General features: G+C 63.9%; 21 protein-coding genes and 1 pseudogene. 10 read left to right on the top strand and 12 right to left on the bottom strand.

The window, feature by feature from the left end; all coding sequences use genetic code 11:
* The first annotated feature begins 45 nt into the window (after positions 1 to 45).
* A complete protein-coding gene (locus tag FMM02_RS10790; protein ID WP_246104778.1) occupies positions 46 to 651 on the top strand; it encodes a nitroreductase family protein in 606 nt (201 codons plus the stop codon).
* A 40-nt stretch (positions 652 to 691) separates the two neighbouring features.
* On the top strand, positions 692 to 1,042 hold the full coding sequence (locus FMM02_RS10785; protein ID WP_147494842.1) for a GntR family transcriptional regulator: 351 nt from the start codon (positions 692 to 694) through the stop codon (positions 1,040 to 1,042).
* Here the strand turns inward: FMM02_RS10785 and FMM02_RS10780 are convergent.
* Positions 1,039 to 2,697, bottom strand: coding sequence for an acyl-CoA dehydrogenase family protein (locus FMM02_RS10780; protein WP_147495076.1), 1,659 nt, complete (start codon positions 2,695 to 2,697; stop codon positions 1,039 to 1,041). The genes FMM02_RS10785 and FMM02_RS10780 overlap by 4 nt on opposite strands.
* A 50-nt stretch (positions 2,698 to 2,747) precedes the next feature.
* On the opposite strand from FMM02_RS10780, the gene FMM02_RS10775 reads away from it, so the two are divergent.
* On the top strand, positions 2,748 to 3,668 hold the full coding sequence (locus FMM02_RS10775) for an L-threonylcarbamoyladenylate synthase (protein ID WP_147494841.1): 921 nt from the start codon (positions 2,748 to 2,750) through the stop codon (positions 3,666 to 3,668).
* A 34-nt stretch (positions 3,669 to 3,702) separates the two neighbouring features.
* On the opposite strand, the gene msrA is transcribed toward FMM02_RS10775, so the two are convergent.
* Together msrA and FMM02_RS10765 are read right to left on the bottom strand one after the other, a co-directional pair.
* Complete coding sequence (gene msrA / locus FMM02_RS10770) at positions 3,703 to 4,251, bottom strand: peptide-methionine (S)-S-oxide reductase MsrA (protein WP_147494840.1); 549 nt, start codon at positions 4,249 to 4,251, stop codon at positions 3,703 to 3,705.
* Between the two features lie 58 nt (positions 4,252 to 4,309).
* On the bottom strand, positions 4,310 to 5,014 hold the full coding sequence (locus tag FMM02_RS10765) for a PilZ domain-containing protein (protein WP_147494839.1): 705 nt from the start codon (positions 5,012 to 5,014) through the stop codon (positions 4,310 to 4,312).
* A 156-nt stretch (positions 5,015 to 5,170) separates the two neighbouring features.
* Between FMM02_RS10765 and FMM02_RS10760 the strand changes: the two genes are divergently transcribed.
* Entirely contained in the window at positions 5,171 to 5,560 is a 390-nt protein-coding gene (locus tag FMM02_RS10760; RefSeq protein ID WP_147494838.1) for a response regulator, read from the top strand.
* A complete protein-coding gene (locus FMM02_RS10755; RefSeq protein ID WP_147494837.1) occupies positions 5,557 to 6,399 on the top strand; it encodes an EAL domain-containing protein in 843 nt (280 codons plus the stop codon). Before FMM02_RS10760 ends, FMM02_RS10755 begins: the two co-directional genes overlap by 4 nt.
* Here FMM02_RS10755 and amaB read toward each other — a convergent pair.
* From amaB to FMM02_RS10740, 3 genes are read right to left on the bottom strand one after another with little or no spacing between them, the layout of a single operon-like run.
* A complete protein-coding gene (amaB, locus tag FMM02_RS10750; protein ID WP_147494836.1) occupies positions 6,377 to 7,846 on the bottom strand; it encodes an L-piperidine-6-carboxylate dehydrogenase in 1,470 nt (489 codons plus the stop codon). The genes FMM02_RS10755 and amaB overlap by 23 nt on opposite strands.
* Entirely contained in the window at positions 7,843 to 8,997 is a 1,155-nt protein-coding gene (locus FMM02_RS10745; protein ID WP_147494835.1) for an aminotransferase, read from the bottom strand. Before FMM02_RS10745 ends, amaB begins: the two co-directional genes overlap by 4 nt.
* Positions 8,997 to 10,076, bottom strand: coding sequence for a CaiB/BaiF CoA transferase family protein (locus FMM02_RS10740; protein ID WP_187107776.1), 1,080 nt, complete (start codon positions 10,074 to 10,076; stop codon positions 8,997 to 8,999). The genes FMM02_RS10745 and FMM02_RS10740 overlap by 1 nt, the downstream gene beginning before the upstream one ends.
* Positions 10,077 to 10,274: 198 nt before the next feature.
* On the opposite strand from FMM02_RS10740, the gene FMM02_RS10735 reads away from it, so the two are divergent.
* Positions 10,275 to 11,420, top strand: coding sequence for an acyl-CoA dehydrogenase family protein (locus FMM02_RS10735; RefSeq protein WP_147494833.1), 1,146 nt, complete (start codon positions 10,275 to 10,277; stop codon positions 11,418 to 11,420).
* A gap of 7 nt (positions 11,421 to 11,427) precedes the next feature.
* Positions 11,428 to 13,356 (top strand): TonB-dependent receptor, encoded by a 1,929-nt coding sequence (locus FMM02_RS10730; protein WP_147494832.1) that lies wholly within the window; start codon positions 11,428 to 11,430, stop codon positions 13,354 to 13,356.
* On the opposite strand, the gene FMM02_RS10725 is transcribed toward FMM02_RS10730, so the two are convergent.
* The 4 genes from FMM02_RS10725 to FMM02_RS11245 are packed head-to-tail and all read right to left on the bottom strand — an operon-like array spanning position 13,343 to position 17,734.
* Positions 13,343 to 13,609 (bottom strand): hypothetical protein, encoded by a 267-nt coding sequence (locus FMM02_RS10725; RefSeq protein ID WP_147494831.1) that lies wholly within the window; start codon positions 13,607 to 13,609, stop codon positions 13,343 to 13,345. The genes FMM02_RS10730 and FMM02_RS10725 overlap by 14 nt on opposite strands.
* Positions 13,606 to 16,143 (bottom strand): cbb3-type cytochrome c oxidase subunit I, encoded by a 2,538-nt coding sequence (locus FMM02_RS10720; RefSeq protein ID WP_147494830.1) that lies wholly within the window; start codon positions 16,141 to 16,143, stop codon positions 13,606 to 13,608. Before FMM02_RS10720 ends, FMM02_RS10725 begins: the two co-directional genes overlap by 4 nt.
* The gene (locus tag FMM02_RS10715; RefSeq protein ID WP_147494829.1) at positions 16,140 to 17,084 is read right to left on the bottom strand and encodes a cytochrome c oxidase subunit II; all 945 of its coding nucleotides are present in this window, start codon (positions 17,082 to 17,084) and stop codon (positions 16,140 to 16,142) included. Before FMM02_RS10715 ends, FMM02_RS10720 begins: the two co-directional genes overlap by 4 nt.
* Complete coding sequence (locus FMM02_RS11245; protein WP_246104777.1) at positions 17,081 to 17,734, bottom strand: c-type cytochrome; 654 nt, start codon at positions 17,732 to 17,734, stop codon at positions 17,081 to 17,083. Before FMM02_RS11245 ends, FMM02_RS10715 begins: the two co-directional genes overlap by 4 nt.
* 30 nt (positions 17,735 to 17,764) lie before the next feature.
* On the opposite strand from FMM02_RS11245, the pseudogene FMM02_RS11500 reads away from it, so the two are divergent.
* A pseudogene (locus tag FMM02_RS11500) lies at positions 17,765 to 17,953 on the top strand (c-type cytochrome); the annotation flags it as partial.
* A gap of 82 nt (positions 17,954 to 18,035) precedes the next feature.
* Here the strand turns inward: FMM02_RS11500 and FMM02_RS10705 are convergent.
* Positions 18,036 to 18,707, bottom strand: a complete 672-nt coding sequence (locus tag FMM02_RS10705; RefSeq protein ID WP_147494828.1) for a cytochrome b — start codon at positions 18,705 to 18,707, stop codon at positions 18,036 to 18,038.
* Complete coding sequence (locus tag FMM02_RS10700; protein ID WP_187107774.1) at positions 18,704 to 19,450, bottom strand: cytochrome c oxidase assembly protein; 747 nt, start codon at positions 19,448 to 19,450, stop codon at positions 18,704 to 18,706. Before FMM02_RS10700 ends, FMM02_RS10705 begins: the two co-directional genes overlap by 4 nt.
* A 115-nt stretch (positions 19,451 to 19,565) precedes the next feature.
* Here FMM02_RS10700 and FMM02_RS10695 point away from each other — a divergent pair, with 115 nt between their 5' ends.
* Together FMM02_RS10695 and FMM02_RS10690 are read left to right on the top strand one after the other, a co-directional pair.
* On the top strand, positions 19,566 to 19,991 hold the full coding sequence (locus FMM02_RS10695; RefSeq protein WP_147494826.1) for a DUF2231 domain-containing protein: 426 nt from the start codon (positions 19,566 to 19,568) through the stop codon (positions 19,989 to 19,991).
* On the top strand, positions 19,988 to 21,295 hold the full coding sequence (locus FMM02_RS10690) for a PQQ-dependent sugar dehydrogenase (protein WP_147494825.1): 1,308 nt from the start codon (positions 19,988 to 19,990) through the stop codon (positions 21,293 to 21,295). Before FMM02_RS10695 ends, FMM02_RS10690 begins: the two co-directional genes overlap by 4 nt.
* Positions 21,296 to 21,299 lie beyond the last annotated feature (4 nt).

Here is a 21,299-nt window from a genome sequence, read left to right as displayed (position 1 = left end):
GCGGCGAAATTGCACTTGTGAAGTCGATTGTTGCCAAGAGGTTGCATGGCTATGCGAACGGACATGACCCTCAACGACCATAGCTCGGCGCTCGCCTTGCTCACGACGCGCCGCTCGGGCCGTCCACGCGAAATGGTGGCACCAGGCCCTTCGGCCGACGAACTTCGTCAGATTTTGGCCATCGCCGCCCGTACGCCTGACCATGGCAAGCTGGCACCTTGGCGCTTCGTCATCATAGGCAATGAGCAGCGCGGCGCCCTCGCCGATCTCCTGTCACGCGCTCTTGACCAACATGATCCCGAAGCCGGCGAAGCGCATCACCTTAAGGCCCGCGACTTTGCACACCAGGCTCCGGCACTGGTGATCCTCATCTCGGCCCCCGTTCACAACCACAAAATCCCGGTCTGGGAACAACAGCTATCGTGCGGCGCGGCAGCGATGAACCTTCTCCATGCGACCCACGCCCTAGGTTATGTCGGCGGCTGGCTCACCGGCTGGCAGGCCTGCTCCAAACTGGTCGAGGCGGAGTTTTGCGAAGAGGGCGAATGCATTGCCGGCTTCCTGTTCCTCGGCAGTCCCGGCCGCGAGTTGGAGGAACGGCCAAGGCCCAATCTCGACGAGTTGGTGCGCGTGTGGGACCCGCCAGCCTAGACCAGATTGAACTTTTCCTGCGTTGCTGTATTGTTACAGCATGACGCCAAGAACTGCCTCCGAAAAGCCCGTCTATGTCCGACTTCGCGAGGTGATTGCCGATGCAATCCTTGCCGGCGAATATGGCGATGGCGACCCGCTTCCATCGGTACGCGTGCTCGCCGCAGAACAGGGTGCCAACCCCCTAACTGTCGCCAAGGCCTACCAGGGCTTCCAGGACGAAGGGCTGGTGGTGGTAAAGCGCGGCGTCGGAATGTTCGTCGCTCCCGGCGCGCAAGCGCGCCTGCGCAGCAGCGAGCGAAATAATTTTCTCAAACGCGAATGGCCGGAGATTCGCAATCGGATGGCCCGGTTGGGCATCGATCCCGCCGACCTGATCGCCCGCGCCTAGGCGAGTTCCTCGGCTGGCACGGCATAAAGCAGCGCCGCCCCCTCTTCCGCCGCTGCCCCGAGACCAAGAGCCTCTGGCACCACCGTCGCAAGAAAATAATCGGCGGAAGCGCGGGTCCGCCCATCGGTACCCTCGACCCGGCCAAGCCGCTCGACCAGCCAACCCGCTACCATCACCGACGTCATCGTCAGGAACGGATAGCTGCCGGCAAGCCGGTCGTCGGGCGCGGCCTCGCGCAAGGAAGCGGCAGCGACCTCGACCGCATCGGCCAACGCTACCAGCCGCGGATCATCAGTATCGGCGCGAACGTCGGCGACCAGACCGTCAAACGCCAGCCCGCCGTCCAGCCCGAGCTTGCGGCCGACGAGATCGGCCGCCTGGATGCCGTTGGTCCCCTCGTAAATCGGCGCAATGCGGGCATCCCGCAAATGCTGTGCAGCGCCCGTTTCCTCGATATAGCCCATGCCGCCATGCACCTGGATGCCCAGGCTGGCGACTTCGCAGCCGATGTCGGTGCACCAGGCCTTGACGAGCGGGGTCAGTACTTCCGCCCGCGCCGCCGCCTCGGCATTGCCCCGCACACCGTGGTCGACCTGCCCGAAAGCATAATATGCCAGCGCCCGCGCCGCGGTGGTGAGCGCGCGCATCCGGATCAACATGCGTCGGACGTCGGGATGTTCGGCAATGGGCACCGGCAACCGGTTGCGCTGGCCCTGCTTGCGTTCGACGGCATATGCGACAGCCCGCTGGGTTGCGGCCTCGGCGATGCCAACGCCCTGCAGCCCGACGTTGAGGCGGGCATTATTCATCATCGTGAACATCGCGGCCATTCCGCCCATTTCCGGCCCAACCAGCCAGCCGATGGCCCCGTCCTCATCGCCGTAACTCATCACGCAGGTCGGCGAGGCATGAATGCCCAGCTTATGCTCGATCGATACGCAGCGAAGATCGTTGCGGCTTCCGTCAGGAAGGATCTTGGGGACGAGGAAGAGTGAAATGCCGCGCGTGCCCTCGGGCGCATCAGGCGTGCGGGCCAGCACCAGGTGGAGGATCTGCTCGCTAAGATCATGTTCGCCATAGGTGATGAAGATCTTCGTCCCGCGAATGCGCCAGCTTCCGTCGCCGACCGGCTCAGCTCGGCTTTTCAGCGCGCCGACGTCACTGCCTGCCTGAGGCTCGGTCAGATTCATCGTTGCTGGCCATTCACCGCTGATGATTTTAGGCAGATAATCGCGCTTCAGCTCATCCGAGCCATGCCGCTCCAGCGCCTCGATGGCGCCCATCGACAACATCGGGCAAAGTGCAAAGCCGACATTGGCGGCATTCAGATTGTCCATGAGCGCCGCTGACAACATGAAGGGCAATCCCTGCCCGCCATGGCGCTCGGGCGCCGCCAGCGTCATCCAGCCGCCATCGACAAAGGCTTTCCACGCTTCCTTGAAACCCTTCGGAGTGTGGACCGTCCCATTATCCCAGCGTGCGCCCTCAAGGTCCCCGGAACGGGCAAGCGGCGCGAATTCGCCTTCGGCAAGTGCGGCGGCACCTTCCAACACGGCTTCAACCATGTCCTCGTCGGGGCCATCGGGAAGCTCGGCAATTCCTGCCACGGCGTGGAGGATCAGGCGCTGATCACGAATGGGAACGGTGAAAGTCATGCGCATCGGGTCCCTTGATGAGGCGGCCAAGGAACTATAGCGGCAGCGCCATGCCGCATGCCACCCGCATAATGCCCGCTGGCCCCGACGCCATTGCCGAAGCAAGGCGCCTCCTGGAGCAGGGCCAGCCGGTCGCGGTGCCGACGGAAACGGTCTATGGACTCGCCGCCGACGCCACCAATGGTGAAGCGGTCGCGGGCATCTATGCAGCCAAGGGACGGCCCAGCTTTAACCCGCTGATCGTCCACGTTCCCGACATCGCCGCGGCTGAGCTGATCGGTATTTTCAATGACGAGGCGCGCGCATTGGCCCAAAAGCATTGGCCGGGCCCATTGACGCTGGTCGTCCCGCTTCGCACCGATGCCTCAATCGCCTCGCTGGTCACCGCCGGACTCAACAGCATCGCCATCCGCGTCCCCGCCCATCCGGTCATGCGCGCACTGCTCGACGCTTTTGGCCGACCGCTTGCCGCTCCTTCCGCCAATGCCAGCGGCCGGATCAGCCCGACCCGCGCTGCCCATGTGCTAGCCAGCCTCGACGGCCGCATCCCACTGGTTATCGATGGCGGATCGACCGAGCGTGGGATTGAATCGACCATCATTGCAGCGACTGGCGGTGCCCTGCGGCTGTTACGCCGCGGCCCGCTGGATATCGACGCCTTAGAAATTTCCACCGATCAGATCGAAGCGCCGGGCCAGCTTGCCAGCCATTATGCCCCAGCCAAGCCGCTGAGGCTCGACGCGCAGGAAGGCGCCGAAGACGAATTTCTGATCGGCTTCGGCCCCATTGCCGGCGACCTTACGCTGAGCGAGACAGGCGACCCAATTGAGGCCGCGGCACGGCTATTCGACTCGCTGCATCAGGCCGATGAAGCGCCCCAGCCCAACATCGCTGTCGCGCCGATACCCGGTGGCGGCATCGCCGCCGCCATTCGAGACCGGCTGCAGCGCGCCGCCGCGCCGCGTCAGTAGTCGGCGGCATCCGGCGGCAGTCGCAGGCGAGCTGTTACGCTTGGGTTCCCGCCGTCTTCACCCGCGCCTGGAAGCTCTTTCGTAGCTTTGCGAGCTTGGGCGGGATGACCGCTAGGCAATAGGGATTGGACTGCCCCTCGCCTGCCCAATAATCCTGGTGATAATCCTCGGCGGGATACCATTCGGCCTTGGGCTCAATGGTCGTCACCACCTTGCCGTCATACTGATCATTGGCCCGCGCGATAGCGGCTTCGGCGGCCGCCTGTTGCTCCGCGTCCTGCGGGAAAATGGCCGAACGATACTGGGTGCCGACGTCATTGCCCTGCCGGTTGAGCTGCGTCGGGTCGTGGATCGCGAAGAAGATATCCAGCAGGTCGCCGTAGCTCAGCTCGTCCGCATCAAAAGTGATGCGAATCGCCTCGGCATGGCCGGTATTGCCCTCGCAAACCTGCTTGTAGGTAGGATTGGCAATTTGCCCGCCAGTGTAGCCGCTTTCGACCGACTTCACCCCGACGACATCTAGAAACACCGCTTCGGTGCACCAGAAACATCCGCCTGCCAGAACTGCGACCTGGTCCGCCATTCCTATCTCCTCTTATCTGCGAGGTAGATAGGATCGGCGAGCGCGTCGTGAAAGACCGCTACTTGCGAATGCCAGCCTTCAGCGTCGCCAGTTCAAGCCGCTTACCGACCCATTCGGCCAGCTCCTCGAACTTCAATGGCTGGTCGAAGACGATGCCTGCACGCCGGTCGGAAAACCAGCGAACCTCACCACGAATGGGACGGAGGCTTTCGACCACCACGACTACTTTCTTGCCGAGGCAATATTCGTCGATCGGCTCGACCTTCAACCCGCCGAGCGAGATGTCATGGACATCCACCGTGTAATAGCTGTTCTCGAGCTTGACGTTAGCCTTGCAATTGACCTCCAGCCGCGGCGGGCGCGGGCGAAACCCATGGCGCGGCTTACGGCCGGCAAGCAGTTCGCCAAGGTCGATGTTCTGATCGAACTTGAACCCTGCAGTACCCTCACGAACCCAGACAACCGTCGACAGAATATTTTGCGAGGACAACTCGATATGCACTTTTGCGCCGACTTCGATCTTGTGGCCCAGCTCGGCCATTAATCCCCCGGCAGAAACATTACGGACGCGAATCAGTTGCTCACGGTCGTTTTCGTCGCGGAGTTTCGCTACGCGCAGCATCGAGACCAACCGGTCATCCGTACGCCGCTCAGACGGCCGCGGGACGGCAGTAGTGAGCGAAAATGTCGTGGATTCGAAGGCGTTATGGTCCTCGCCCATCGGACGTTGGTGTTGTCTGCGCCGGATTAGCGAACTGAACATGAAGGGCCCTCCCCTCCCAAAACGAGGAAAATCGCGTCAAAGCGGGACAATAGGTGTAATGGAGTTAAAATCAGGTTTCGCGCGTTTGACGACTGCTCGGAAAGCTGATGGAAGGCCTTTGCCCCCGGGGGGAGCATTGGGGAGAGCGGCTCAAGAATGACACTGCCGAGATTATTGTTGATCGATGACGAGCCCGCTCTGGCCGCGTTCGTGGCCAAGGCCGCCGACATGTGCGGCTATGAACCTGTCACTGCCGCCGATGACCGAGAATTTCGCGATAAGTTCAAGGACCAGGCACCGCAGATGGTCGCGCTCGACCTCGGAATGCCCGGCATGGACGGTGTTGAACTGCTCCGTTTCCTCGCCGAAGAAGAATTTCACGAGCCCGTGCTGATTATTTCCGGCTTCGACCGGAGGGTTCTCGACAGCGCATTTCGACTAGGAAGCGCTCTCGGCCTGCAGATGGTTGGCCCGCTCGAAAAACCAACCCGGCTGGATTCGCTGGAAGCGATCCTGAACAAGCTGAGGCCATCGCTCGTGCCATGATTGCCCAGGCCGATCTTGGGCTTCTCGACGGGTTCGAGCGGGCGCTGATCAACGGTCGGCTGCGCATGGCCTATCAGCCGAAGATATCGCTACGGGATGGCCAGCTTAAGCGGGTTGAGGCGCTGGTCCGCTGGGACGACCCTGAAATGGGGGCCATTTCCCCTGCCCGTTTCGTGCCCCTGGCGGAAAAGCATGGCCTCATCGATCAGCTCACCCAGTGGGGCCTGCGCACGACGCTCCGCCAGTGGCTCGCATGGCGCGAACTGGGCCTCGATACCTGCCTCGCGTTCAACATCTCCGCGCTCAGCCTGGACCAGCTCGATTTTCCTGACCTCGTCGAGCGCATGTGCCGGGCGCTCGAGGTGCCGCCGGACCGCCTCGTGCTCGAACTCACCGAAGGCGCCACCCAGCCGCTCATAAAGCTGATGGATACGCTGACCCGGATCCGCATCAAGGGCATCGGGCTTGCCATCGACGATTTCGGGGTCGGATATTCCACCTTGATGCAGCTTCGCCAGCTTCCCTTCACCGAGCTCAAGATCGACCGCTTCTTCATCGAGGACGCACCGCACAGCGACGACAGTGCGCTGATCATCAAATGTATCATCGATCTCGCCCATGGCCTCGGCCTCACGGTCACCGCTGAAGGCGTCGAGACCGGCGAACAGCTGCTCCTGCTCCGAAGCCTCGGCTGCGACGTGGCGCAGGGCTTTTTCCTGGCAAAGGCGCTCACGCCCGATGCGCTTCCCGGCTGGATCGAGGAATGGCAGGGCCGTTGGGAAAAGCTGATCGAAGAGGAAGAGCCCGAGCTGTTGGTCAGGGCGCGGGGTCGAATGTGATTCCCTGGGCCAGCGGCAATTCGTCGCTGTAATTGATCGTGTTGGTGGCCCGGCGCATATAGGCTCGCCAGCTGTCCGAGCCGCTCTCGCGTCCGCCGCCGGTCTCCTTTTCGCCACCGAAGGCTCCGCCAATTTCCGCTCCCGACGGCCCAATGTTGACGTTGGCGATGCCGCAATCCGATCCTGCGGCCGAGAGGAAGCGCTCAGCCTCCTTAAGGTCGTTGGTGAAGATCGACGAGCTAAGCCCCTGCACTACCGCGTTGTTCAAGGCGATCGCTTCGTCGAAATCTCGATAGCGCACGACATAAAGGACTGGCGCGAACGTTTCTTGGAGCATCTTGCCTTGCTGCGCGTCGACCTCGACGATCGCCGGGCGGACATAAAAACCCCCGTCGACCGCCGCCACCCGCTCCACCTCGGGACAGGCCCGGCGCATCGCCTCGAATGCCCCCTCGTCGATCAGCGGTCCGACCAGGGTTTGCGGCTCGCGCGGATCGCCGATGCGGATTTTGCCGAACAGGGTCCTGAGCCGAACGACGAGCGTATCCGCGACCGATTCATGGACGATCAGCCGGCGGAGCGTGGTGCAGCGCTGGCCCGCGGTCCCGGCAGCCGAGAACAGGATTGCGCGCTCGGCCAGCCCCAGGTCTGCGCTGGGCGCAACGATCATCGCATTGTTGCCGCCCAATTCGAGCAGCGACCGTCCGAACCGCGCCGCAACGCGCGGACCGACCGAGCGGCCCATTGCCGTCGACCCCGTCGCCGACACCAGCGCTACGCGCGGGTGGTCAACCAGAGCCTCCCCCACCTCGCGGCCGCCCTGCAGGCAGGCAAGCAGTCCATCGGGCGCATCGCCGAACCGGTGGAGGGCGCGACCGACGATCGCCATCACCGCAGCCGCGGTCAGCGGTGTCTTCTCGCTCGGCTTCCAGATGACTGGATCGCCGCAGACCAAGGCTAGCGCGGCATTCCATGCCCAGACCGCGACCGGGAAATTGAAAGCGCTTATGACCCCGACCACGCCAAGCGGATGCCATTGCTCCATCATCCGGTGGCTCGGCCGCTCGCTGGCGATGGTCAGCCCGTACAGCTGGCGCGAAAGCCCGACCGCATAGTCGCAGATGTCGATCATTTCCTGGACTTCGCCGAGCCCCTCCTGGACGATCTTTCCTGCTTCCAATGTCACAAGTCGGGCTAGCGGCTCCTTGGCAGCACGCAGCTCCTCGCCGAGCAGCCGCACCAGCTCTCCCCGGCGCGGCGCCGGAACAAGGCGCCAGGCCAGGAAGGCCGCATGGGCTCGCTCGCAGGTCTCGGCGACGTCATTGGGACCGGCCTCGGCAACGCTACCGATCGGCCGCCCGTCGATTGGCGAAAGGCTGGTGAGATATCCCTCGGCGCGTACCCCCAGGCGGGACAGCAGGTCATGCGCTTCGTCGGTCGGGGTCACGCAAACAGCGTCCTAGCCTTGGCCATGGCCTCGACCCCGACGTCGATCGTCTCGTCGCGCTTGGCAAAGCATAGGCGGATCATGTGACGGGGTGGATCATGTTCCGCGAACGGCGAAAGCGGGACCACCGCGACCCCTGCCCGCTCGACCGCTTGATCGGCGAACGCCTCCGCGTCAATCGCAATTCCCGACGCGGCTAGATCGACGCACAGGAAATAGGTCGAGGCGCTGGGCAGCACCGCATAGCCCGAGGCCTCAAGCCCGGCCGTCATCCGGTCGCGGGCACGACTGAAACTCTCGCGCATTGGCCGCAGCCAGCCGTCGCCTTCCGCGAGCCCGTAGGCGACTGCCGCCTGCAGATTCGGCGCCGAAGCGAAGGTCAGAAACTGATGCGCCCGAGCGGCCAGCGTCGCCAGCTCGGGCGACGAGATGAGCCAGCCAATCTTCCAGCCGGTAAGCGAGAAGATCTTCCCCGCCGAACCGCATTTCAGGGTTCGCTCAGCCATGCCGGCGAACGCGGAGATCGGCGTGAAATCCTGGCCGTCGAGCAGCACATGCTCCCAAACTTCGTCGGATATAACGGTCAGGCCGCGGCTTACCGCGGCCTCGGCAACCAGTGACAATTCCTCGCGGTCGAACAGCCTTCCGGTGGGATTATGCGGGTTATTGAGGACAATCGCCTTGGTCCGCGGCGACAGCGCCGCCTGCAGAGCGGCTCTTTCGATCCTCCAACCCGGCGGCTGTAGCGGCACTTCCCTCACGATGCCCCCCGCGCGGCGGATCAGCGGCGCGTAGGCGTCATAGGCAGGGGTGAACAGGATTACCTCGTCGCCTGGCTCGACCGTCGCCAGGATCGCTGCTGCAAGTGCCTCGGTCGCGCCCGACGTAACGCAGACCTGGTCCACCCCAAGCTTCAGGCCCTGGTGTTGTGCATAATGACCGGCAATCGCCTCACGCAACGCCGGAAGCCCGCGAGACGGGGCATATTGGTTGCTACCGTCCTTGAGCGCACGGGCGGCCGCATCCAATATTTCCACCGGCCAGCCAAAGTCCGGGAAACCTTGTCCCAGATTGACGGCGCCATGCTGTGCGGCGGCAAGCGACATGCGCTCGAACACGCTGGTGGCCATATGTTGATAAAGAGGATGCATCAGCTCGCCTTCAGAATTTGGGCAACTTCGGCTTCGCTATATCCAAGATCGACAAGCACCTCCCGCCCATCGCGGCCCGCCGCGCGCGGCGGATCGGGCCGTTCAAGCCGGGTTTTGGAATAGCGCGGCGCCGGCGCGGGCTGGAACACCCCGTCGAGATCTATGAAGCTTCGCCGCGCGATATTGTGCGGGTGAACCGGCGCCTCGCCCATGTCGAGCACCGGCGCAACGCAGGCATCGGTCCCGGCGAAATGCGCCACCCAGTCATCGCGCGCCCTGCTCGCGATAACGGTCTCGATTGCCGCACGGTCCGCACTGGGCTGAAGCGCCAGCCCCTTGAACAGTGCATCGCGAAATTGCGGCTCAATCGCCCCCAGCGCCAGGTATTTGCCGTCTAGGCAGCGATAGATCCCGTAGCTCGGCTCACCGCCATCGAGCAAATTCGCCTCGCGCTCATCACGCCAGTGACCGGCGGCCCGAAGCCCATAAGTCAGTGCGCCAACCAGCGCGGCCCCCTCACTCATGGCGGTATCGATGACCTGGCCGCTGCCACCCTGCTTCACGGCCAGCAGCGCCGCTACCATCGCAAACGCCAGCAACATTCCGCCCCCAGCATAATCGCCGAGATAATTAAGCGGCACTACCGGTCTTTCCCTCGGTCCTATGCCATGAAGCAAACCGCTGATCGCGATGTAATTGATGTCGTGGCCGGCTTTCTGCGCCAGCGGGCCGTCCTGGCCCCAGCCGGTAACCCGGCCATAGACGAGGGCGGGATTTTCCTTGAGCAATGCGTCGGGACCAAGGCCCAGCCGCTCCATCACGCCTGGGCGATAGCCTTCGATCAGCCCATCGACGCGCCTCGCCAGCCGCCCAACCACCTCACGGCACTCCGGCCGCTTGAGATCGAGCGCGACCGACTTGCGGTTCCTCAGCAGCGGATCGTTGGGAACGCCGATCATCCCGGCACGCTCGATCCGGATCACCTCCGCGCCATGGTCGGCCAGCATCATCGCCGCGAACGGCCCAGGGCCGAGCCCGGCCATTTCGAGGATCTTCACTCCGGTAAGCGGGCCCGCCATGGCAATGACGGTAGCGACGCTGGCGGCGCAAGCAAGCGCACCGCGAATTTCCTGTTCTCCGCGGTCAATTTCCGTCTAGCCTGCGGTCCATGGCCAGCATGTTTCCCAGTCCGACCTCAGCCAAACCTTCGGGCCGCAAATGTCGCATGAAATCACGGCTTTCCCCATGCGCGTTGCAACCCTTGAAAGCCGTTATCGATGATTGAGGCCGCCGAACGCCGCATCTTTAGCGACGACCACCATGCTTTTCGCGACACCGTGCGCCGGGTGCTGGCGGACGTCATCGAGCCGCGCCTCGACGCGCATGAGCGTGACGGCATCGTCGAACGCGAGGCTTGGGAGAAGGTTGGTGCGGCTGGGCTACTCTGCCCCCAGGTTCCCGAAGCCTATGGCGGGCCCGGTCTCGACTTCACCTTTAATGCCATCGTCGGCGAAGAGATTTCCTACCTCGGCTCTGCAGCCGGCTTCACCCTGCAGTCGGACATCGTCGCCGACTATCTCGTCCATTACGGCAGCGATGAACAGAAGCGCCGCTACCTTCCCGGCATGGTCGCCGGCTCAACCATCAGCGCAATCGCGATGACCGAGCCCGACGCGGGCAGCGACCTCCAGGGAATGAAATCGATCGCCCGCAAGGAGGGCAACGGCTGGACGCTGTCGGGAAGCAAGACCTACATCACCAACGGCCAGGCCGCAGACATCGTTATCGTATGCGCCCGAACGACCGAGGAAGGCGGCGCCAAGGGCATCTCGCTGTTCCTGGTCGAGGCTGGCGACGCGGGTTTCAGCCGCGGCCGCAACCTCGACAAGATCGGACTGCACGGCAATGACACGTCGGAGCTGTTCTTCGACGAGGTAAAGCTGCCTGCCGACCGGCTCCTGGGCGCTGAAAATGGCGGCTTTGTCATGCTGATGCAGCAATTGCCCCAGGAACGGCTGTCGATCGCGGTTCAGGCGCAAGCGTCCGCCCAGCGCGCGTTCGACGAGGCCGTCAAGTTCACGTCCGACCGCAAGGCTTTTGGAAAGCGCATCATCGACTTTCAGAACAGCCGCTTCACCCTCGCCGACCTCGCGGCCAAGCTTCAGGTCGGCTGGGCGCATCTCGATTGGGCGATCGCCCGCCATGTCGCGGGCAGGCTGACCCCGGCGCAGGCCAGCGCCGCCAAGCTGTGGCACACGGAAATGCAATGGACGGCCTGCGACACCGCGCTACAGATGCACGGAGGCGCCGGTTACATGAATGAATATCCGATAGCCCGCTTGTGGCGTGACGCCCGCGTCGCTCGCATCTATGGCGGCACCAGCGAAATCATGAAGGAACTGATCGGCCGCTCCATCGGCTGATCATTTCATGATGGACGTACCTGCCCAGCCCGAAGTCATCGTGATCACCGCCGAACGCCCCGTCGGTCAGGCCGGCGAGGAACAGTTTGGCGCAATTGCCATCGGACCATCCGAAATCCGACAGTCAGCCTCGGGACGGCTTGAAGATGTGCTGGCGCAGGTCAGCGGGATCCAGTCGTTCCGTCGCAGTGACAGCCGCTCGGCCAACCCGTCCGCCCAGGGGCTGACCCTGCGCGGCCTTGGCGGCAATGCCAGCAGCCGGACGCTGGTGCTGCTCGACGGCATCCCGCTAGCCGAGCCTTTCTTCGGCTTCGTTCCCTTCTCGGCGATCGACCCGTCACGGCTCGATCGCATTACCATTCTGCGCGGCGCTGGCGGCGGCGCATTCGGATCAGCAGTCGCGGGGACCATCGACCTCCAAAGCCGCGCGATCGACGAGCGCGATCCGTTCGACATGGCTATCGGCGCCTCGACCCGCCGATCCGCGGAGCTGGGCGTTGGCGCCACTGTGAACGGAAAGACCAGTGCGCTTGCGATCGATGCTCGCATCGAGGCGGGCGACGGCTTCTGGACCACGCCCGAAGACCAGCGCGTTCCCGCCAGCGCGCGGTCCGCATATCGGTCTCGCCTTTTCGATGGCCGCGCGGTGGTCCTTGTCGGTGGCGGGGAGTTGCAGGGTCGGCTTCGGGCCTTCGACGATGAGCGAACGCTGCGGTTCGACGGCGCGGACAATAGCATGAGCGGAACCGACCTCAGCTTACGCTACGTCAGCGCCGATCGCACTCTCACTTTCGCCGGCTGGCGTCAGCACCGCGATTTTTCCAATATCGTTATCAGCTCGACCCGCTTCGTCCCGGTCCTCGATCAATATGCAACTCCTGCCCGCACCAGCGGGGCAATTGTCCAGTGGCGCGCCGTCGACGGACTTACCCTTGGCGCCGATGCAAAGATCAGCAGCGGCACCGCCCACGAACGCGCCCTTTCCGCCTTCACCGGGGCGGTGACCGCCGACCGAGCCAATGGCGGCCGGGCAAAGGAAGGGGCGCTGTTCGCGGAATTCGACGTCCCCCTTGGCAGTTTGAACTGGTCCGGCTCGGCCCGCCTCGCGCGCTGGACTCTCGACCAAGGCCGCTCGATCGAAACCGACGGCCAAGGCTTCGTGCGGGTCGACCAGCGCTTTCCTGAGCGCGGCGGCACCGCATTCAGTGGCCGGACTTCGCTCCATTGGCAGCGCCCGGGTCTTGGTGCCCGCCTCTCGGCCTATCGCGGTTTCCGCTTGCCGACACTCAACGAACTTTATCGCGGTTTCACCGTCTTCCCGGTCGAAACCCGGGCCAATGCCGCGCTTCGTCCGGAACGGCTCAACGGCGTCGAAGCGACCGTCGAGGCGCAGCCGGCCGAGCCCATTCGCGTCGCTGTGACGCTGTTCGCGAACCGGCTTTCCGACGCTATTGCCAACGTCACCATCGGGCCCAACCTGCGCCAGCGCCGCAACATCGATGCGATCCGCTCTCGCGGGATGGAGCTGGAACTGGAAGCACGGCACCGCGGCTGGACATTCGACGGCTCGCTCAGCCTGATCTCCGCCCGAATGGTCGATGACGGACCGCTCGACGGGCTGCGACCCGCCCAGGTCCCGAGCCGGTCGCTCGCCGCCACCCTATCGCGCGAAACCGGCCCATGGATGGTGTCGGCAACCCTTCGCCATCTTTCGTCCGCCTATGAGGAAGACCTCAATCAATACCGGCTTGGTGCTGCGACCACTGTCGACGCGGTCATACGCCGTGCCATCGGGCCACAATGGGAAGTTGCGCTGCGCGGCGAAAACCTGCTCGGCGAACGGATCGTCACGCGCAACCAAGCGGGCTCGATCGACCTCGGCACGCCACGGATCGTCTGGCTGTCGCTGTCGTTTGGCGCGACTAAGCGAGAATAATCAGCGAGTTGAACAGCGTCGCGGCGGCCGCGATGGCAACGGCCAGCCGCACCATCCTTGCTTCGTCGCGGCCCGCTGCCCAGCGCCAGATGAAGAAGAACGCGGCGATGCTGACCAGGCCCAGCCCGACTGCGGCCCACTTGGCGAGCACCCCGCTCTCGTCGACCAGGGCCACGGCATAGACCAGGAGGAAATTGAGGGCCCAGACGCCAAAGGCCAAACTGGTCATCCGCCAGGGCGTAGGCTGGATCATGCGACGCTCACCAATCGCGCCACGCCGGCCATGATCATGCCTTGCAGCGCGGTAAAGCGGATGAATCGGACGATCATGTCGACGGTCGCGCTACGCGGCCCGACGATCAGGTTCCGCCCTCCCCGCGCGATCGCGTAAAGACCCATCAGTAGCGCGAAGGCGGTGGCGGTCCCCTGCTGCGCCATCAGGGCGAAGCTCATCGCCGATTGCCCGCTCTCGGTAGGGTCGAAGCCCGCGGAACTCCAATTTCCGACTTCGGCATAAAGCGCCGTGGCAAGCGCCAGCGGCGCGACGGCGATCAGGAGCCACACCGCCCGTCCCGCTCTTTCTCGACCTCGCAACACGAAACGCGAAGCCTCCGACAATCCGATCGCTAGCCCGTTCAGCAGCAACACCGGCAAAAGCGTTCCCCACCCCGGCGGGTCAACCCATCCTTCCGGCTGGACGCCCCGCAGGTAAGCAATAGCGAACAGTAACACGAACAGCATCATGCCCATCACGACGAACAGGATGTTGAGCGCCCACCAGCCATGACTGTCGCGGCCGACCGCATAGGTAGGAAGGCTGATCCCGCCACCGACATCGGCCGTCTCCTGGCGGATCGGACGGTCGGTTTCCCAGAGCCAGCGCATGGTGGCGAGGATCATTGCCACCCCCGCCACGGCGGAAAAGGCATAGGCCTGGACGGTGAGTGCCAGGAAGAAGAAGGCCGTCGATACCGCCGACCAAAGTGGCCAGGGCGAAGGTCCGGGCATGATCTCGACATATTGCGGTTCGGCCTGGACCGGGCTGGTGACGATCGTTTCGCGAAGTCCGGTTGCGCTGTTGGGAAGGAAATAACGGCCTTCCTCGACATCGCGGGACATGGCGGGATCATCCCATAGCGGATAGCGGCTGCGCACCACCGGGATCGACCGTGTCGAATAGAGGGCCGACGGCAGCCATTCGAGCGTTCCGGCGTCAAACACATTGCCGGCATTGCCCTCGCTCGGCGCCCAGCGGAACGACCGCACCAGGTCGACCAGGAATACTGCAACCCCGGCCGCGAACATGAACGCGCCGATCGTTGAAATGAGGTTCAACATACCCAGTGGCTCGGAGGGCAGATAGGTATAGACCCGCCGCGGCATCCCCAGCAGCCCTGACAGGTGCATCGGGAAGAAGGCAATGTGCAGCCCTGTGAACATCAGGCCAAACACCCATTTGCCGGCCCGTTCCGACAATTGTCGGCGGCTGACCATCGGGGCCCAGAAATAGAAGGCCGCGAACATCGGAAAGACCATTCCTCCCATCAGCACATAGTGGAGATGGGCGACGATGAAGTAGCTGTCGTGCGCCTGCCAGTCGAATGGAACGAACGCCACCATCACCCCCGTCAGGCCGCCCATGGTGAAAATGACCATCGCGCCGAGGGTGAACAACGCCGGCGTGCTCCAGCGAATTCGCCCGCTGGCGAGCGTCGCGATCCAGGCAAACAACTGCACGCCGGCGGGGATGGATACAGCCATGCTCGCGGCCGAAAACATGCCGGTCGACACTCGCGGCATGCCAACCGTGAACATGTGATGCGCCCAGACCCCGAAGCTGAGGAAGCCGGTGCCGACCATCGCCATGACCACGAGCCGGTGGCCGACCAGTTCGTGACGTGCAATTGCCGCGACCATCATCGAGGTCAGCCCAGCGGCAGGCAGGAAGATGATGTAAACGTCGGGATGTCCGAAAAACCAGAACAGGTGCTGCCACAATAGCGGGTCGCCGCCGCGCAGCGGATCGAAGAACGGCCAGCCGAATGCCCGCTCGAGCTCCAGCAAAAGGGTGGCAACGATCACGCTTGGAAAGGCGACGATGATCATCACCGCAAAAACCAGCATCGCCCAGGCGAAGATCGGCATCCGGTCGAGGGTCATTCCCGGCGCGCGGGTGCGCATCACCCCGACGATGATCTCGATCGCGCCGGCAATCGCGGAGATTTCGATGAAGCCGATCCCCAGCAACCAGAAGTCGGTGTTGATCCCTGGCGAATAGGCGGTCGAGGTCAGCGGCGGATACATGAACCATCCGCCATCGGGCGCGAGGCCTATAAAAAGTGAGCTGAAAAATAGCAGGCCCCCCACGAAATAGGCCCAGAAAGCATAGGCCGACAGTCGCGGAAACGGCAGGTCGCGCGCGGCGAGCATTTGCGGCAGCAACAGGATTCCGATCGCCTCGACCATCGGCACGGCGAACAGGAACATCATCACCGTGCCGTGCATGGTGAAAAACTGGTTGTAGGTGTCGGGCGGCAGGATCGCCTGCAGCGGGGCGGCCAGCTGCACCCGCATTACCAGCGCAAGCACACCCGCCAGGAGGAAGAACAGGAATGCAGCTGCGATGTAATAGATGCCGACGTAATTATTGTTGACCGCAGTGAAATATTGCCAGCGCCGGGGCGCGCACCAGATCCGCTCCAGCTCCTCGACCTCGCCTTTAGGCCGAGGGCCCTTGGTCGGAAAACGCTCGTAGGCGGCTGGGTCGAACCCTGTTTCGCTATTCACTTCAGGGTCTCGAGATAAGCCGTGATGGCCTTCAGCTGCGCCGGCTCGAGCCGGTCATAGCTCGGCATGCGATTTCCTGGTTTGATCGACTGCGAATCCCCGACCCAACCGGTGAGGGTGCCGCGATTGTTCGGCATGATACCTGCGCCAAGGGTTCTGCGCGTGGCGACATTGGTGAGGTTCGGTCCGGCGCGCCCCTTTGCGGACGTGCCGTCGATCGCATGGCAAGCGGCGCAGCCCGCCGCGACGAACTGCGTGAAACCCTCCCCACCGGGCGCGCTGCGCCTAGCCGGGGCGATCCGCGCGGCCAGCCAGCGCTCGAACGACGGCTGGTGCTGCGCGATAACCACCATTCCCATCAATGCATGCGACCGGCCGCAATATTCCGCGCAGACCCCGCCGAACTGGCCGGGGCGATCAGCTTGGATCGTCAGGCGATTGGTCCGGCCAGGGACCATGTCTTTCTTGCCCGACAGTTGTGGGACCCAGAAACTGTGGATGACGTCGGCGGATTCCAGCTCGAGCGCGACAGGCCGCCCGACCGGGATCCGTAGCTCATTGGCATCCTCAGCAAGCAGCCGACCGTCGCCATCGAGGTACTGGACCCTGAACCACCACATTTCCCCGATCACACGAACTCGCATCGCGCCGTCCGCGGCGGGCCTGTCGAGGCGGGCCGTCAGCGTCAGGCCCCACACGAGCAATCCGGTGAGCACCACCGTCGGCAGTGCCACCCCGAGCAGCATAATCGCCTTTTCGCCGCCAAGCCTGGCCCGCCAGCGGGGCGGCCCTTTCCATGCCAGCGCCAACGCGGCGACTACCAGCGCTGTGATCAGGGCGCCCATGCCGAACAGGGCCCAGGCCACCGTCCGCACCGGAGAAGAATAGGGTCCCATCGGGTCCAGAACCGCTGGCGGCCAGCCGAGCAGGGCTTCCATCATCGCTTTGCCTCCGCGGCCAGGTAATGCGCAATGTCCCGCGCCTCGCTTTTGCTGACCGGCATCGCCGGCATCGCGGTCCCGGGCTTCACCGCCGGCGCATTACGAATGAATTCGGCAAGATTGGTCTGGGTCGCGGGAAGCACGCCGGCGACAAGGCCGCGATGATCAAAGGCCTCCAGCGATGGCCCGAACCTGCCTTTTGGCCATTCAATACCCGGCATCGCGTGGCAAGCCGCGCATTGCACCCGCTGCGCAACGAGCTTGCCGCGGCGCGCCGCTTCGGCGTCGACCTGGAAGCGATCGTCAGGAGCCGGCTTGCATGCTGCCAAGACCAGCAACAGCGTCGCTCCACCATATTTGCCCCCAATGCGCACATGTCGTGGAACCGCAGCCGCGGGCGACCGGTTCCACAGCCGATGCATTTTCATGCGGCAATCGCCAGCTTCCTTTTGCTCGGAGCCTGTTCCGCCGATCCTTCGGGACCGGCGCGGTTCAGCCAGGACGGCGAGATCATCGCCATGTCCGGCGGCGACGCCGGCGCTCGGTTCGCTTGCTCGACCTGCCATGGCATCCGAGGTGAAGGCGACGGCGACCTGACGCCGCCGCTTGCCGGCCGCGACGCGGGCTATCTGGTCCGTCAATTGACCCACTATGCCGAGGGCCTGCGCGCCCACCCCCAAATGCGCAGCATCGCACGGCAGCTGACGACAGATGACCGGCTGGCGGTTTCCGCCCATTATGCCGAGCTGCCGCTGCCGGATACTGGGCCCCCTTCCGCTGCAACCGGGTCGCTCTACCAAGCCGAATGCGCCGCCTGCCACGGTGCCAACGGCGAAGGGCGGCCCGGATATCCGGCACTTACCGGGCTGAGCGCGGCTTATGTGATGAAGCAATTCGACGACTGGCAAAGCGGCGCGCGGCGCGGCGATGCGGAAGGGACGATGACCCGGATCAGCCGCCATTGGGACCGGTCGCGGAAAGCGGAGGCCGCGGCCGATGTTGCGCGCCTTTCGGATGGGAATGACCATCGGGAATTTCCGGCAGCATCCCTTCCAGCACGTCATGATGGTCCCAGAAATGATGCTTCAGCGCCGCCGCGACGTGGATCGGAACCAGCAGCGCAAGAGCGATAACCGCGATCCCATGGACCTGCTCCGCGGCTTCGAGGATCCACATCTTCCATTCCATTGCCAGCGATTCCAGCGGCAGAACGGGAACCGGGATCAGGCCGGCCAGGGTGAGCGGCTCCGCCGGTGTAATCGCAGACCACATGATCAGTCCGCTGATCGGCAGGATTGCGAACAGCAGGTAGAACAGGATTTGCGTGATATGCGCGGCCTCCGCCTGCCACCCAGGGGTGTCGGCGTCATTGATCGGGCCGGGCACAATCAGCCGCCACACGCCGCGCAGTGCCGCGAGTAGCAGAATCAAAAGTCCCATCGCGGAATGATCGCCGTAAGCGGAAATCCGCTCAACGCCGACCGGGAGCCGCTCCATTCGCCAGCCGGCGAATAGCTGGTAGATAATCAGCGCCGCCATGATCCAGTGAAACCAGATCCCGACCGGAGTGTAACGGCCGCGCGCCGAATGTTTGCGTGCCCAGCGGCGCAGCGATGCGATCACGCCGCCGCCTCACGGCCAACCAGCCGGTGGACGCGGACGAGCGCAGCAAACAGATATACCGCCGACGCCGGCGCCCACATGACCAGCCCAGCCAATTGCTGATCGTCGAGAGGCGACAGCCCCCAGCCGATCGTCGTCGAAAAATGGGGGGCATAAAGCGGCTGCGATGCCAGGGTGATGATCGCGCCCAGTGCGCCCATGGCGACCATCGCCCCCAACAGGCCGGCGATCGCAACGGTGCGCTGGGCATGCTGGACACGGTGCCAGAACAGCGTTGCCGTGATCAGGATGCTTATTTGCATGGCCCAATAGCCAAGGTCGCTGGCAACCGCCCAATCGTACAGTCGCGGCGCATGCCAGGCCCACATCGCGGCAGAGGCGATCACGGTCCATCCGGTCATTCCGCCCGGACAGCGCTTCAATATGTCCGAACCCAGCAATGCAAGCAGCGGGGCGAGCACAAGCGCCAGCAGCAAATGATGCACGACCCGAACGGTGAACAGCGACGAACCCCAGGCGCAGAATGGCGAAACATAGAGGAACGCAAGGAGCAGCAGGATTTGCGTTGCGATCCTGCTCTCCCGATGGTGCCCTTGTTTCGCGAGCCGGATTGCGCCGACCGCCCCTACACCCAGCAGCGCCAGGATTGCGGGTTCGAAATTCCACTGGGCAAGCAACAGTTGGGGCCCCACCGCAGGTCCGCAATAGGACAAGGGTGCGTCGACGAATGATGATGCCGCCACGCTCATGGAACTGCAATGAACATGCCGTCGGCAAGGTTCCACGCGGTGCCCGTTGCAACCCATTTCGAACTCGCTGCGTTACCCTTTCGGGCCCAGATTTTCACAGGGGATGTGCATGATGGATTCGCGACCAGCTTCCCGCGCCGGTTTCCCGGTCTACGCCATATTGATCGGATTTATTGTTCCCTTCGCCTTGGCGGCCATGCTGAGCGACTGGCGATATACGCTGACCTACGAAATCCAGTGGCTGAACATGGCCGACTGGATGGTCACCGGATCGCTGATCGGCGGCGCGCTGGCATTTGCATGGACGTTGACCCAGACGCTGGTTCGGGGCCGATGGCGGGATCGACCAAGCGCGATCGCCCTCTCGCTGCTGCTGGGCTTCCTACTGCTCCAGTTCATCAATGCGCTGGTTCACGCCAAGGATCATTACGCGACCATGCCGGCGGCGATGATCCTGTCCGTGCTCGCCACGCTTCTCGCCTTCGTCGCGGCCTATGCCGGCATTCGCAACTATCACCGGGGAGCCGAAGCATGATCGGTCGCTCGCTCGTTTCCATTGTCGCCCTTTCTTTCACCCTGGCAGCGTGCAGCGAAGAGGCTCCGCCGGAGCGCTTTGGTGCAAACCCCGAGCTTCCGGAAATTGAGCGCGGCCTGTTTCCCAACATGGAAATTGCAGACCCCGCCGGCTGGGACGGCGATCTGCCGACCGTCCCGGAAGGGTTCAAGATCGAGGCGATCGCAACCGACCTCAAAATTCCGCGCCAGACACTCGTGCTGCCGAACGGCGACATCCTTGTCGCGGAAGGCAAGGCCGACGCCGCGCCGCCACTGCGTCCCAAGGACTTTATTGCCGGCAGGATCAAGAAGAAGGGCACGACCTCGGTCAAGGGCGGTGATCGCCTGACTATCCTTCGCGATGCCGACGGCGACGGCCGCTATGAGGCGCGCGGAGTCTTCGCGGACAAGCTTAATGCGCCCTATGGTCTCGCCTATGTCGACGGCGCCATTTACGTCGCCAACCAGGACAGCCTGGTGCGCTTCGCCTATCAGCCAGGCCAGGCCACAGCGAGCGGGCCGCCCACGCTGGTGACCAAGCTACCATCCGAAATCAACCATCACTGGACCAAGGCGATGACCGCCAGCGCCGATGGCCGCTACCTGTTCGTCGGCATCGGTTCGAACAGCAATATCGGTGAACGCGGGATGATGGCCGAACAGGATCGCGCGGTCATTTGGCAAATCGATACGCAGACGGGCATGCACAAAGTTTATGCCTCGGGCCTGCGCAATCCGAGCGCGCTGGCGACCCAACCATTCACCGGCACGATCTGGGCGGCGGTCAACGAACGTGACGAACTCGGCCCGAACCTGGTCCCCGACTACATCACGTCGGTCCGTCCGGGAGCCTTCTACGGTTGGCCCTACGCTTATTGGGGACAGAATGTTGACCCGCGTATCAAACCTGCACGGCCCGACCTCGTCGCGGCTACGGTCAAGCCCGATTACAGCATCGGCTCGCATCGCGCGCCGCTCGGCCTGGCCTTTTCAGTCCCGGCACTCGGCGCGCCCTTTGCCGAAGGCGTGTTCGTCGGAGAGCACGGCAGTTGGAACCGCTCAGATCCCGTCGGTTACCGGGTGTCGTTCATCCCCTTCCGCGGCGGGCGGCCGGCGGGCGACCCCGTCGATTTCGTTGCTGCGTTTATGAAAGAAGGGAAAACCCGCGGCCGCCCGGTCGGGGTTACCGTCGACCCGCGCGGGGCGGTCATCGTGGCGGACGACCTGTCAAACACGGTCTGGCGGATCAGCAGAGTCCAAGCGCCCGCAACACCAGCCGCCTAGCCTG

Source organism: Sphingomonas xanthus (assembly GCF_007998985.1).
GTDB classification, from domain to species: domain Bacteria; phylum Pseudomonadota; class Alphaproteobacteria; order Sphingomonadales; family Sphingomonadaceae; genus Sphingomicrobium; species Sphingomicrobium xanthum.
This window is presented reverse-complemented; position numbering and strand designations above follow the sequence as displayed.

Bases quoted from the DNA above. Each gene is read 5' to 3' on its own strand.
- FMM02_RS10790 (WP_246104778.1), top strand. From the start codon at position 46: ATGGCTATGCGAACGGACATGACCCTCAACGACCATAGCTCGGCGCTC.
- FMM02_RS10695 (WP_147494826.1), top strand. From the start codon at position 19,566: ATGATGGATTCGCGACCAGCTTCCCGCGCCGGTTTCCCGGTCTACGCC.
- FMM02_RS10735 (WP_147494833.1), top strand. From the start codon at position 10,275: ATGATTGAGGCCGCCGAACGCCGCATCTTTAGCGACGACCACCATGCT.
- FMM02_RS10745 (WP_147494835.1), bottom strand. From the start codon at position 8,997: ATGCATCCTCTTTATCAACATATGGCCACCAGCGTGTTCGAGCGCATG.
- msrA (WP_147494840.1), bottom strand. From the start codon at position 4,251: ATGGCGGACCAGGTCGCAGTTCTGGCAGGCGGATGTTTCTGGTGCACC.
- FMM02_RS10755 (WP_147494837.1), top strand. From the start codon at position 5,557: ATGATTGCCCAGGCCGATCTTGGGCTTCTCGACGGGTTCGAGCGGGCG.
- FMM02_RS10775 (WP_147494841.1), top strand. From the start codon at position 2,748: ATGCCGCATGCCACCCGCATAATGCCCGCTGGCCCCGACGCCATTGCC.
- FMM02_RS10730 (WP_147494832.1), top strand. From the start codon at position 11,428: ATGATGGACGTACCTGCCCAGCCCGAAGTCATCGTGATCACCGCCGAA.
- FMM02_RS10780 (WP_147495076.1), bottom strand. From the start codon at position 2,697: ATGACTTTCACCGTTCCCATTCGTGATCAGCGCCTGATCCTCCACGCC.
- FMM02_RS10725 (WP_147494831.1), bottom strand. From the start codon at position 13,609: ATGATCCAGCCTACGCCCTGGCGGATGACCAGTTTGGCCTTTGGCGTC.
- FMM02_RS10690 (WP_147494825.1), top strand. From the start codon at position 19,988: ATGATCGGTCGCTCGCTCGTTTCCATTGTCGCCCTTTCTTTCACCCTG.
- FMM02_RS10760 (WP_147494838.1), top strand. From the start codon at position 5,171: ATGACACTGCCGAGATTATTGTTGATCGATGACGAGCCCGCTCTGGCC.
- FMM02_RS10765 (WP_147494839.1), bottom strand. From the start codon at position 5,014: ATGTTCAGTTCGCTAATCCGGCGCAGACAACACCAACGTCCGATGGGC.
- FMM02_RS10785 (WP_147494842.1), top strand. From the start codon at position 692: ATGACGCCAAGAACTGCCTCCGAAAAGCCCGTCTATGTCCGACTTCGC.
- FMM02_RS10715 (WP_147494829.1), bottom strand. From the start codon at position 17,084: ATGATGGAAGCCCTGCTCGGCTGGCCGCCAGCGGTTCTGGACCCGATG.
- FMM02_RS10740 (WP_187107776.1), bottom strand. From the start codon at position 10,076: ATGGCGGGCCCGCTTACCGGAGTGAAGATCCTCGAAATGGCCGGGCTC.